Raw genomic sequence first — 12,783 nt, forward strand, 5'->3', positions numbered from 1 at the left:
ACACCCAAGGAAATTATCATGATCTCCAATTTAACTTTGTCTCCCCTGCCGATCACCAAAACCCCCCTCCGGGAAGTCCTTTCCCCCCGTTATGTTCCCAACCCAACGCCTGTGGAAGTCCCCAGAACCCTCCCCAAAGAGGCCGTGACCTCTCACCTCACCTGGCCTGCGGATACAGAATTGCTCGGGTTAGTCTTTGAAGTGACCCCTCGGGCAGCGGATTATCTGTACGCGCAATATACCATTGGATTGCACGCTTGGTTTTTAGACCAAGTGCGACAATCTGACCCGGAACTGTCTGCCTATTTACATGATGTCCAGACGGAAAAACCCTTTACCCTCTCCGGTTTAGAAGGAAAATTAGTCTCCTGCGGCAAAGATTTTCAACTGCAACCGGGAGAAACCTATCGGTGGTATGTGACGGCACTTTCTAAACCCGTTGTTCAGTTTTTGCAACAGTGGGTGAAGCAGTTACCCGAGACGATCGCCTTGCGGAAAGCGCCGTTAGAAATTAAGTCCTGTAAAATTTCGATTGCGCCGACGACCTATCGGCAATTATTCGCCTCCCAAGAGATGAATTCTTCCACCCTGCAACTGAGTTTTATGACCCCGACGAGTTTCCGTCGGAAGAAACATCACTTCCCCTTGCCGGTCCCGGCCAATGTTTTTCATAGTTATTTGCGCCGGTGGAATGATTTCTCGGGGATGAATATCGATCGCGACCTGTTTTTAAAATGGGTGGAAGAATCGGTATTAATTCACCGTCACGAATTGCAATCAGCGAAAGTGGCTGCCGGTAAAAAAGGCATGGTCACCGGATTTACGGGATTGGTGGAATTTGGATTATCTCGCCAGTCGGGAGAAGTCCCGGAATTCGAGCGGTTATTCTATACTTTGGGACAATTTGCTCCCTATTGCGGAACGGGACATAAAACTACCTTTGGATTAGGTCAAACCCGCTTAGGATGGTCTGTTGAGGAAGCGATTCCGATTCCTTCTATCCAAGGAATGTTAGCCGAACGGATTGGGGAATTAACGGAATTATTTATCGGCCAACGGAAGCGCAAAGGGGGCGATCGCGCTCGGGAAATTGCCGAAACCTGGGCCACTATCCTCGCCCGTCGTGAATTAGGAGAATCCTTACAGGCGATCGCCTCGGATTTACAAATGCCCTATCAAACGGTCAAAACTTATGCTAAATTAGCTCGCCGAGCTTTAAAAGTTTAGCAGAATCTGATGTTTGATTCATCAATTCTGTAGGGACATAACCGGGTTATGTCCCTACTTTTATTTTCTAACCTGTGTCAAGGGGTTGGGATGACTATAACAATAGGGAGCAAGATGCAAAGCCTACGGCATAGCTGCGCTTACCGCACTTCCAAATTGCGGTTATCCCCTTGCACTCCGGTTTTTTCTTGTTACAGGATGTCAAATCCTGCTTCCCCTAATGCGCGCTCGTAGATATCGACGGTATGGAGTGCGATCGCCCATTCGCGAAGATACTCAAAGTCTAAATCCTGATTTTGAACTTTCAGCATCCAAACCAAATCCCGCCAGAGTTGATCTCCATTGCGATCGCTATCCCGATATTCCATGAGTTTTTCCAGAAAAATATCTTCCAAGGACGGTATCCAAAGCGATCGCTCGGGGTTCAGTTGCACCGTAATCGACTTGCGCCGACTAAATAGAGACTGCCAAAACGATTCATCTTTTAACAGCAACAGATTCACCGCAATATTTGTCTCTTTATGGACTAAAGTAAACCCCGACTGCGCCCGAATCGCTTCTCGCATGGCCACTTCTGTGACCTTGAAATGGGGTTCAACCGCCTCAAACAATCCGGCTACCTTATCCCGACGCAAATCGACAATCAGGGCGATAAAACTCGGAAGTTGGCGGTCGGTTTTCAGCGCCCGCGCTAACCCACTTTCCGTCACATAAGGAATCAATAATCCTTCAAAAATTTTAACCAGTTTTAAAATTATTTTAATGGGTTCTGCATTAGACACAGTTTTTCTCCTGTTTTTGTTGTTTGATTTTAATTGAGTGGCTCTGGAAATCAGACCCTCGCCGCCGCCAAAACTGCCGCTAATTCATTTTATTATTCATCAATAATAGAATAATTTAATCCAACTGTCAACCAACCCTAAGAAACAGCAAGTTTGTAGTAAAGACTTGCTGTTTTTTAGCTCGTCGTCACGACTTGCTGTCGTTTCCTCCGGAGTTATCTCCTTCTATAATCAACCCCACAACCGATCGCCGCTAGTCCCCAGAAGCCAAATAATAACCAATCTCCCCATCGCACATAAAGGGTCTGAGTTTGGCGTCGGTAAATTGTATCCGCATGAATTTGATAGGTATTCTGTTCGGAAATCCATAAGGTTTTGCCTTGGGGATTGACGATCGCCGAATACCCTGTATTAGTTGCGCGAACCGCCCAGCGATCGGTCTCGATCGCCCGCATCACGTCTTGAGCATGATGTTGTTCCATCATGGTTGCTGTATAATGAGCATCATTAGAGGCACTCAGGATAAACTCCCCTCCGGCTGCTGCTTGTCGTCGAAACAGTTCAGAAAAGGCAGAATCATAACAAATTCCGGCGATCGCTCGTCCGAAGGGCGTATCAAATACTTGATCCGGTTTCCCCGCCACTAACCGCGCCTCTAACGGTGATAACCTGGAGACGATTTTACCAAAAATTTCCTCAAATGGAATATATTCTCCCAAGGGAACCAGCTTGGTTTTATCGTACCGGCTCAAGGTTTCTCCATCGGAAGTTACCGTCATTAAACTATTGGTAAAATTGCCCTCTCGACTGCCAAAAGTTCCCACCCAAGCCACGGCATTATAATCCCGAATGGTTTGATAAAAGGAACTGTAACGGGTATTTTCATCCGTCCATAAATAGGGAAATGCAGTTTCCGGAATCAGAATGCCATCCACTCCCGCCTCGGCTAACTCTTGATAGCCTGTGGTATATCCCTCCAAGGCGCGACGCCATCCCTGGGAATCAAACTTAATTTCATTGGGAATATTCCCTTGAATAATGCCAACGGTTAAGGCATTTTCCGGAGATTGGAGCAGGGGGCGATTGTAGAGAGCAAATCCAATTCCATGTACAATTAGGAATAAAATAATCGGAGAGGCTAATAATAGCCCTCGGGTTCGGGGGGGAGAGTTTCGGTTAGAATTGAAGCACAAGATGGCTTCAGCAATTAATCCATTAACGATGACGATCGCCCCGGTAATGGTGGTCGGTCCTGATAGTTGTCCCAGGTGCAAAATGACTAAGTTTTGGTGACTTTGGGTAAAGGCAAGGGCGGTCCACCAGAGATTTCCTGCACTCCATAAGGCTTCTAAACTACACCAAACGGCAGTGGCGATCGCCACCCGAACCCAGGGAGAGGGGGGATGTCCAGAACGCTTTGTAAATAGGCGAATTATGGCGGTCAGAATGATGGCCCAAAGGATGACTAATGCTGCACCCCAGAGGGTGATGAAGGTCCAACAAAAGGATGCGATCGCTAAACTTGCCAGCCAAGGAACCCCCAACCAAGTCATCGGATGAATTCCGGTAATCCAAAACAAGGCTATTCCGTGATATCCGATTCCCCATAATAAAGGCAATCCTAAAAATTTCCCCTGCCAGATTCGCTGACTTTCTGATGGGTTTTCTCCGGTTTTGACTAGGAGAATCCACAGGGGAACTAAGGCAATCCAAGCTAAGGGCCAAGCATTGAAGGGGGCGGGGGTTAATCCCATTAAAATACCCCCGAATAAAGCGGCGGCTAATCGCCAGAAACTGTTGGATTTTAAAGTAAGGTTGAGAGTATTTAACACGGGTATTTGTTCTGAATTGTGTTTTTTGATAATATAAATTAGTTATAAAGAAAGCGAGCATCCGGCTCGCTTTTTCTATTATAAACTGATTGTAAGTTACTACAACCGGCAGGGTAAAAAACCTGCCAGTTGTGGCAACTTTTAACGGTTCAGAGAGATTTAATTTTCCTCTTCGGTTCCGTTGTCCGGGGTGAGGTCATCTTCCTCACCAGATACGGTGACTACATCAACTCCAGCTTCGATATCCATGTCGATTGCGTTGTCCGTGGTGAGGTCATCTTCTTCACCGGATGCGGGAACTAAGGCCACTCCGGCGATCGCATCCGAAGAATCGAGACGCTGAACTCTCACCCCTCGGGCCGATCGCGACTGAGAAGAAATCGCCTTACTCGCCTGCCGAATGATAATCCCGCGATTGGTCACAATCATCAATTCATCATCTTCATTGACAATTCGTAAAGCCGCGAGACGGTCTTTTTCATTGCGGAACTTGATTGCACAAACGCCTTTTCCGGCCCGTCGTTGTAGGCGGAATTGCGTCACCGGAACCCGTTTACCAAACCCGCCAGTAGTAATCACCAAGGCCCAAGGTCCTGGATAGGAAGAGGTTTCGGCAATGTTCTCTTCTTCCCCTTCGGTCTCCTCAGTTTGCAGATCGGTTTCTTCCTGTTCGAGTTCGATATCGAGTTCTGCATCGAGTTCTACATCGAGTTCGAGATTTTCATCCTCGATCGCCTCCTCCATTGCAGCAGTCACTTGAGAGGGGAGCACATCCATGCTAATAATATTATCCCCTTTCCGGAGGTTCATGGATTTCACCCCTCGGGTGGCGCGACCCAGAGGACGGAGTTGTTTATGATCCGCTTTGAAATGAATCGCCATTCCCTTCGCGGAACCGATGATAATGGTATCTTCGGGTCGCGATTTCCGGACCCAACGCAATTCGTCGCCCTCGGATAAAGAGATAGCAATTAATCCATTGGCGCGGATATTAGAAAAGGCAGAGAGGGCAGTTTTTTTAATGTAACCGCCTTTAGTGAGCATCACTAAATATTCATCATCGGAGAATTCTTCCACCGAGACAAGAGAGGTGATTTTTTCATTAAAGGGAATCGGCAACATTTGAGTAATTGCCATGCCTCGGGCGGTGCGAGACCCGGTGGGAATTTGATAGGCATTCAGGGAGTACACCACCCCGCGATCGCTGAAGAACAAAATGGCATCATGGTCGCGACAGGTTAAGAAATGGGCAATTCCATCATCCTCTTTAATCTTCGCCCCAGATTTGCCTCGGGTGGCCCGACTTTGCGCCTCGAAGGTATTCACCGGCATCCGTTTGATATACCCTTGTTCCGTAATCATCACCAGGGCTTTTTCATTAGCGATTAAGTCGGTAACATCGATTTCACCTTCGGCGTGTTCGATGACGGTGCGACGGGGGGTGGAAAACTTGGCTTTGAGTTCTGTCGCTTCGTTTTCAATGATTTCTAACACCCGTTCCCGTCTTGCCAAAATATCCCGCAAATCGGTGATAGTCAGTTGCAGGTCATCGTGTTCTTGTTGAATTTTATCGGCTTCTAATGCGGTTAAGCGGCGCAATTGCATTTGCAAAATGGCGTCCGCTTGAACTTCAGAAAATTCATAAGTAACGATTAATTCTTGTTTAGCGCTGGGGGTATCTGCTGCCCGTCGAATTAGTGCAATAATGCTATCTAAATTCTCTAGGGCAATTAACAATCCCTGTAACAGATGGTCCCGTTCTTCTGCTTTTCGCAGTTCATAGCGCGTCCGGCGTTCGATGGTTTCGATGCGGAATTCTAGGAAGACGGTGAGGAACTGTCTGAGGGTGAGTAATTGCGGTTCGCTGTTGACCAGCGCCAGCATATTCGCTCCGAAATTGGCCTGTAAGGGGGTTTGTTTGTACAGGTTATTGAGGACGACGCGAGGGTAGGCATCGCGCTTGAGTTCGATGACAATTCGCATCCCGTCGCGATCGCTCTCATCCCGGATATCCGAGATGCCTTCGAGACGCTTCTCGTTAACCATCTCGGCGATGCGTTCAATCATCGATGCCTTATTCGTTTGGTAAGGCAACTCGGTAATCACGATCGCGTCTCTGTCGGGACGTCCGCGATGTTCGATAGTTTCAATAGTCGCGACACCGCGCATGGTGATCGAACCCCGTCCGGTGGTATAGGCTTCCCGAATGCTGCCCACGCCCAGAATCTGGCCGCCGGTGGGAAAATCCGGACCGGGGATATATTGCATCAACTCAATATCTGTAATCTCAGGATTGTTAATCAGTGCGACTAACCCATCGAGAAGTTCTCCCAAGTTGTGGGGAGGAATATTGGTTGCCATCCCCACGGCGATACCCGAGGAACCGTTGAGTAAGAGTTGGGGGACGCGGGTGGGTAGAACAATCGGTTCTTGCTGCGATCCATCAAAGTTATCAATGAAATCGACGGTTTCTTGGTCGATATCCCGCAACATGGCATCCATGCTCAGGGACTGGAGACGACATTCCGTATAACGCATGGCTGCCGGAGGGTCGTTGTCAATGGAGCCGAAGTTACCGTGACCATTGATGAGCGGCGATCGCATGGAAAAATCTTGGGCCATCCGCACCAAGGCATCGTAAACCGCTGTATCGCCGTGTGGATGGTACTTACCGAGGACTTCCCCGACCACACGAGCGCATTTACGAAAGGGGCGGTCTGGGGTCAAGCCCAACTCGTGCATGGCATAGAGAATCCGCCTGTGTACAGGCTTGAGACCATCCCTAGCATCTGGGAGCGCCCGACCCACGATCACGCTCATGGCGTATTCGAGGTAGGACTGTTGCATTTCATTCCGCAGATCCGTCGGGATTATCCGCTCCTGGGAGGTGGTCATAAGATGAAAAACTCCAAAAATGTGAGACTAAATAACAATGAGCTACAGAACCGATTTGATGCTACCTCGCATCGAAATATTGCTAAATTCTGATAAATATTTTAACATAGATTGACCAAATTTTGCCCAAAGCTGACGGCTTAAAATACCCTGATTTGTGGAGTGTTATTTGAGCGGGGATAATTATCAGTGGAGGGTGCTCAGTGGAGGGAGTTCAGTGAATAGTTGTCTGGGGGGAGTGGACAGTTCTTAGCGGTCAGTGGACAATGAAAAATAGACCCTGAAGAAATTGCCTCAGACCCAGGACATAAGACCAAGGACATAAGACCCATGACAAATGACCAAGGACTGTTTTCTGTAATTTACTCGGAAGAATTTTTAGAGCATGATACTGGGCGATCTCATCCGGAACGTCCTGCTCGATTAACGGCCATTGTTGAAGCGTTAAAAGCCGTACCCTGGGCCAGTCGCCTGTCCTGGCACCTGCCGACCCCGGGACATCAACCCTCGGTGCTCTCAGCGATTCAGCGGGTTCATACCCCGCGCCACATTCACGAAATCGAAATCTTGGCTGAATCTGGGGGGGGCCGCTTAGAGCTGGATACCCCGGTTTCTCGCTACAGTTACGAGGTGGCGCTGCTGGCGGTGAGTGCCTGGTTGGATGGAGTCGATCGCGTTGTGGAGACGGGGGAACCGGCGTTCGTGTTGGCGCGACCCCCGGGACATCATGCCGAGAGCGATCGCGGCATGGGATTTTGTCTCTTTTCCAATGCGGCGATCGCTGCCACCCATGCCTTAGACCAGCATGGGCTCCAACGGGTTGCCATCCTGGACTGGGACGTTCATCATGGCAACGGCACCCAGGAAATTGTCGAAAAAAATCCCCAAATTGCCTACTGTTCTCTCCATCAATACCCCTGCTATCCCGGGACCGGCGCAGCCCATGAAACCGGCCCTTATGATAACATCCTCAATCTTCCTGTCCCCGCAGGCAGTACCCTCGCTGAATATCAAGTCTTGTTTCAGTCCAAGGTCATACCCTTTTTGCGACGGTTTCAACCCGATTTGTTACTTGTGAGCGCGGGATATGATGCCAATGCGGCAGACCCCTTAGCCCGAATCGACCTGCAACCGGAAGATTACGGCATCCTTACGGATTATTGTTTGCAACTGACCCGCAGGATCGTCTTCGGATTGGAGGGAGGATATCACCTAGACGCCCTCAGTCAGTCCGTGATCGCCACCATTGCGCGCTGTCTGGAATTATCCTAGAACTATCGTGGCTGTTGGTTAAAGAGGGTGATACTATCCTCCCTCTTTCCCTCCGGATTTAGGAGTCTTTGCCAATTTTAATTTTCGGAACATCCAACCCGATCTCTGTCATCGCATCTCGCCATTTGTCGATCCGGGTTTGAATCCGGTCTCTATTTTTGGTCGAGGAGGTAATCGCTTCACTAAACTCGGGGTCGTGACAGACTTTTTTCAGTGCCTCAATAATCTCGGCTTTGCTGCTACGAATATCCTCAGAACTGGCATAAGCAAACGAGAGCATGATTACATCATAAATAGCCCGGTTGATGGATTTTTCCCATCCCGTATCGGGAGTATAGCGCCGGAAAGCTCCGTAATCAAAAACCGCGAACACATCATCAATGGTTTTTCTAAATATTTCGCGATGATGCTCGATGGTTTCATCGTCAAAATGAATTCCCTGTTCTAGGTATTGATCTAGGAATTTCGACAAAGTACCGCGATAGGCGATCGGGTCGAAAAAGAAGGCAAAAAAGCGCAAAATCATTTCGCAATCTTGCATTCGTTTGTCGATACTTAGAACCCGACGAGTTTTTTGGAAAACCTCATCTTCGGAGAGTTCTAAAATTAAATCATTCAACTTGCCGCGATAGACGCTGTTGCGGATTTCCTGAGCATTCAGGGGGACAAAGCCCGTATTTAAGCGCTCAAAGACATCAAATTTAATATCCGGGTGGGATTCCTTGAGGATGACAATACAACGAATGGTCCGGGAGAGGAGCAAACGTTGGTAAGAAACCTCAAGGTCTTCAAATTTTTTGCGGTTAATGTCCGGGAGAATTTTTAACGCCCGTAGGGAAAAATCGCCGTTCAAAAATCGATAAATTGCGGTCAATCGTTGTTGACCGTCAATGACGCTATAGGATCCATCATCTAATTCTGCAAAATAACAGACAGGAATGGGAACATTGAGCAGGAGAGATTCAATCAACCGGCTGCATTTCGTTTGGTCCCAAACTTGCCGCCGCTGAAATTTATCTGCCAGCACCAGAGTCTGGTCATCAATCTGAGCTTTGAGCGATCGGATCACAAAGTCATAAGGATGCGTGACGAGTTTTCTATCCTTCACCGGGATAGTCAGTTCCTCCTCTAACTCTTCTTCGTCTTCCTCTTCAAATTGATCCTCAAGTAGTTCCTGGCTATCTTCAACTTGAGTGCCAAGACCGTCTTCTAGCATTGCCTCCCTCCTTATTCTCTGCATCGCTTGCTTTCTACTGCCCGACAAGTATCTTTACTTTGAGACTGTTTGGCTCTCCGGGGATTGAACCGGCAAGACCCACGGTTTACTGTGGCAAGCTTATTTTTCCAGTGTAACAGTTAGCTGAACTTCAGGCGTTAGTTGCGTCTAGGTTTGGGAGGGATGAGGAGAATGGATCAGCGATTCGCCTTTCCGCGACGAAACTACAGATGTACAGATGTAGGGTAGGCAATCCCTACCCTACTCTACATTTAGGATCTAGCTTGACCGGCGTCAGTAGACTTCTGAGAGAATTCTAAAAAGCCCCCTTTTTTTTAAGCCCCCCTTAAAAAGGGGGGTTGGGGGGATCGATCCCGAATGAAAGCAAGAGGGTCTAGTCTGATCCCTGAAAGGGCGGGATTGAACGGCAAAAATTGCACTCTTGAAACCCAATTTTTAAGAGGGGGTGCGTGAGTCCAGGTAGCTTGATCCCAACATGACTAGAGAACAAGAAAGCTCCTGGATGACACTTGTGGTGACATCATCCATCTCTAATCCAGACATGGTGCGCCGTCTGATGGCTTGGAGAATCACCAAATCATAGCCGATCGCCTCGTTGAGAATCGCCCCGGGGATATCATCATTCGGCGCAATCACAATCTGAATTTGTGTCGGATCACTCGGCGCTAATTCCGTGATTAAGGCAGAAAGTTCAGCCTGGATGCGAGCATTCACCTCTTCCGGTGTGCGCCGATCGCAAACATGGAATAAGGTCACCTGTCCCCCATTCATTTGGGCTAAACTGTAGGCAAACCGCACGGAAAACACCGCCCGCGCTACAAGATTATCCACGGAAACTAAAATTCGTTTCATTTGCAGGGGGGAACCCAGCAGGCGCGTTACCGCTACGGGACAATGCGCCGTCCATAAGAGGCGATCGATCACGTTCCCAAATAATCTCGCCCGCAGGGTTGTGGTTTCCCCCCATCCCATCACAATTAAACTGGCTTTTTGCTCTCGACTTGCATGAGCAATTCCCTGGGCAATATCATCATCAATCCGAACGGAAGGTTCGGCTTTGACCCCAAATTCTTGAGAGAGTTGCACCGCTGCCGCCACTAAATTTTCACTCCGGATCAGGGCAGCATCAACCGCTGATGCTTCCATGTTTGCCATCACCCGGGCGATCGACAGGGGAACGATTCGGCCCTCTTCCCGGCGCACCAGCAACGCCGCCATTTCCACTAAATTCTTTTCCGTTTCTGGGTTATAAACCGGCACAATCACCGTAAACGGACCATTCGGCTGATTTCCTTCATCAAAGGGCGTTTTCACCGCATCAAAATTGGTCGTCGGTGGGGTCAAACTGGCTGCCGCCCGCGCTGTTAAAAATGGCCCTAATGTGGCGGTGACTAACATCATCACAATCACCGTATTCAGGACCTCCTCACTCAACAACCGCTCTCCCAAGGGGTTCAAGGCGTTATATCCCACAATGGTTGCCGCCAGGGTTGCCGCCACTTGAGGAATAGACAGGGACCAAATCGCCAGAGTCTCAGCGCGAGTGTAGCGATACAGCAGTTGAGTCAGCAATGCTGCGACTAATTTGCTGATTAAGAGTCCTGAAATAATCGCCAGGGTCAACCAAAATGAAGTCAGGGTTGCAATAAAAGCGGGGAGGTCAATTAATAGTCCTAAATTCACCATAAAAATGGGAATAAATAGGACACTGCCCACAAACACGACTTTTTCTTTTACCGGACCGGAACCCATTGCACCATTAACGGCCATTCCGGCTAAAAATGCCCCAACAATTTTTTCAACCCCAATGATTTGAGCGCCAACTGCGGCCAAGAAAACTGCCAGTAAGACAAACAAAAATTGGTTGCCTTCTTCATCTCCAGAACGGCGAAAAAATTCCCGTCCGGCCCAGTCAAACCCAAACAGCACAATGCCGGTATAAAGGGTTAACAGGACGAGCATGATGGCCAAATTTCCGATACTAAAACTCCCGGCATGAACGCTCACGCAGACTGCCAAGACCAACAAAGCCGGAATATTGGTAAAAATGGTTCCGCCAATGGTCACCATTACGGCTTCATTTCCCATCAATCCTAACCGGCTTAAAATCGGGTAACCGAGAGGAGTATGAGAAGATAACAAAGACCCGATTAACAGGGAAGCATTCCAACTAAATCCAAAGAAGCGGGCGATAATTGTGCCAGCAATCAGAGGGAAAATGAAGGTCAAACTTCCAAATCCAATGGAGCGATTTTTGACCTTTTGAAACTCGGTCATATCCATTTCCAGACCGGCGACAAACATCAGGTAAACAACCCCGATGTCGGACAGGAGTTTCATGGTTTCGGATTGCGGCTGTAAAAGCTGCAATCCATTGGGTCCAAAGGCTACTCCAGCCGCCAATAAGCCAATTAATCCGGGCAGTTGTAGCCGTTCAAAGAAAATTGGCACGACTAAAATAACGGCCAACAGAACGGCAAAAGCAAAGATGGGTTCGTTCTTCAAAAAGCCGAGGGCGAGTTCCATGCAGGTAGGAGGCTGAATTTTATTTATTCTATCTCAGGGTGTCCGGATTTTACATCTGGGCGATCGCCTAAATGGGTCCGCTACTTTCACCCCCTGACAAAGCCCGAGTAAATCGTAATTTAGACTACAATTTTTGACCCGATTAAGGGCGAAAATTCCCAGAAGACTCCGGCTGGTTTATCCGGTTATTTCTGACGGATTTGAGGCTACTTGCTCGATCGCCGTTACAGTCCGCTCTAATTCCGCAAATAACCAAGGATTAACCGCTGTGGGACGAAAGGCTTCCACCAAGGCGCGATAATACCAGAGTGTCCCGGTTTTACCCCCTTTAAAACGGTCCCAAACTGACTCTCCCACTGCCCGATAATCCTGTAAAATTGACCGGGAATTGTGCAACTTATCCGAGGCACTCACCAACAGGACCGAAGGGGCAGCTGTGGGAAGATGGGACAGATAGAGCTCTTTGCGCTCTCGCCAGGGGGGTTTTGGGGTAGAATCGGCATCGGTGCAAGCTTCGACGATTGTCGCCACGGCATCTCCAAAGCGACGGCGAATTTCTGCCCCGGTAGCGGCCCCCCCTTGGTCCTCGATCGCATCATGGAGTAACGCTGCGATCGCCTCATCTTCATTGGCCCCATATTCTAAGGCAATACTGGTTACCCCCAGTAAATGAGCCACATAAGGCACTCCGGAACCCTTGCGCTGTTGGTTCCCGTGGAGTTCTGCTGCAAAGGTTAAAGCTTGATTAAAGCGGTTTGATAGCATCTGTGTCCCTTCCGAACGACCGAGTTAGGATACGCTGGATTTTAACAGGTTCAGGACTAACCCACCGGAACCCCGTTGCTCGATTTCAGGGTGAGGTTGCTCAAAAATCCCGGATGGGATGCCCGCAACGAGAGTTACTAAAACAATCCCCCAAAATTTTCAGGTCCCTGTTAAATTATCATGGAAAGATGTCAGATAAAATGCTCCGGATGAGTCGAGGGGCTTTTCGCGGATCAAGCTCAAAATC

The 12,783-nt window shown here is 48.7% G+C and carries 8 protein-coding genes; 2 read left to right on the forward strand and 6 right to left on the reverse strand.

Annotation, left to right across the window (positions count from 1 at the left end; genetic code table 11):
• Positions 1 to 18: 18 nt before the first annotated feature.
• Positions 19 to 1,227 carry a CRISPR-associated endoribonuclease Cas6 gene (cas6, locus tag NG795_RS08655; RefSeq protein ID WP_367288257.1) on the forward strand — a complete coding sequence of 403 codons (1,209 nt, stop codon included), beginning with the start codon at positions 19 to 21 and terminating at the stop codon, positions 1,225 to 1,227.
• Between the two features lie 191 nt (positions 1,228 to 1,418).
• Here cas6 and NG795_RS08660 read toward each other — a convergent pair whose 3' ends face one another.
• The 3 genes from NG795_RS08660 to gyrA all read right to left on the reverse strand — a co-directional run bounded on the left by NG795_RS08660 (position 1,419) and on the right by gyrA (position 6,736).
• The gene (locus NG795_RS08660) at positions 1,419 to 2,009 is read right to left on the reverse strand and encodes a hypothetical protein (protein WP_367288258.1); all 591 of its coding nucleotides are present in this window, start codon (positions 2,007 to 2,009) and stop codon (positions 1,419 to 1,421) included.
• 215 nt (positions 2,010 to 2,224) lie between these two features.
• Positions 2,225 to 3,763 carry an apolipoprotein N-acyltransferase gene (lnt, locus tag NG795_RS08665; RefSeq protein ID WP_367288433.1) on the reverse strand — a complete coding sequence of 513 codons (1,539 nt, stop codon included), beginning with the start codon at positions 3,761 to 3,763 and terminating at the stop codon, positions 2,225 to 2,227.
• A 237-nt stretch (positions 3,764 to 4,000) separates the two neighbouring features.
• Positions 4,001 to 6,736: a DNA gyrase subunit A gene (gyrA, locus tag NG795_RS08670; protein WP_367288259.1), complete on the reverse strand. Its 2,736-nt coding sequence runs from the start codon at positions 6,734 to 6,736 to the stop codon at positions 4,001 to 4,003.
• A 348-nt stretch (positions 6,737 to 7,084) separates the two neighbouring features.
• Here gyrA and NG795_RS08675 point away from each other — a divergent pair, with 348 nt between their 5' ends.
• On the forward strand, positions 7,085 to 8,008 hold the full coding sequence (locus NG795_RS08675; RefSeq protein ID WP_367288434.1) for a histone deacetylase family protein: 924 nt from the start codon (positions 7,085 to 7,087) through the stop codon (positions 8,006 to 8,008).
• A gap of 58 nt (positions 8,009 to 8,066) precedes the next feature.
• Here NG795_RS08675 and NG795_RS08680 read toward each other — a convergent pair whose 3' ends face one another.
• From NG795_RS08680 to NG795_RS08690, 3 genes are all read right to left on the reverse strand, one after another.
• On the reverse strand, positions 8,067 to 9,224 hold the full coding sequence (locus NG795_RS08680) for a GmrSD restriction endonuclease domain-containing protein (protein WP_367288260.1): 1,158 nt from the start codon (positions 9,222 to 9,224) through the stop codon (positions 8,067 to 8,069).
• A gap of 456 nt (positions 9,225 to 9,680) precedes the next feature.
• The gene (locus NG795_RS08685; RefSeq protein WP_367288261.1) at positions 9,681 to 11,771 is read right to left on the reverse strand and encodes a cation:proton antiporter domain-containing protein; all 2,091 of its coding nucleotides are present in this window, start codon (positions 11,769 to 11,771) and stop codon (positions 9,681 to 9,683) included.
• Between the two features lie 177 nt (positions 11,772 to 11,948).
• Positions 11,949 to 12,536 carry an HD domain-containing protein gene (locus tag NG795_RS08690; protein ID WP_367288262.1) on the reverse strand — a complete coding sequence of 196 codons (588 nt, stop codon included), beginning with the start codon at positions 12,534 to 12,536 and terminating at the stop codon, positions 11,949 to 11,951.
• Positions 12,537 to 12,783 lie beyond the last annotated feature (247 nt).

Source organism: Laspinema palackyanum D2c (genome assembly GCF_025370875.1).
Taxonomy (GTDB): domain Bacteria; phylum Cyanobacteriota; class Cyanobacteriia; order Cyanobacteriales; family Laspinemataceae; genus Laspinema; species Laspinema palackyanum.

Coding starts and splice junctions, on each gene's coding strand:
- cas6 (WP_367288257.1), top strand. CDS start 19: ATGATCTCCAATTTAACTTTGTCTCCCCTGCCGATCACCAAAACCCCC.
- gyrA (WP_367288259.1), bottom strand. CDS start 6,736: ATGACCACCTCCCAGGAGCGGATAATCCCGACGGATCTGCGGAATGAA.
- NG795_RS08685 (WP_367288261.1), bottom strand. CDS start 11,771: ATGGAACTCGCCCTCGGCTTTTTGAAGAACGAACCCATCTTTGCTTTT.
- NG795_RS08690 (WP_367288262.1), bottom strand. CDS start 12,536: ATGCTATCAAACCGCTTTAATCAAGCTTTAACCTTTGCAGCAGAACTC.
- NG795_RS08680 (WP_367288260.1), bottom strand. CDS start 9,224: ATGCTAGAAGACGGTCTTGGCACTCAAGTTGAAGATAGCCAGGAACTA.
- lnt (WP_367288433.1), bottom strand. CDS start 3,763: ATGGGATTAACCCCCGCCCCCTTCAATGCTTGGCCCTTAGCTTGGATT.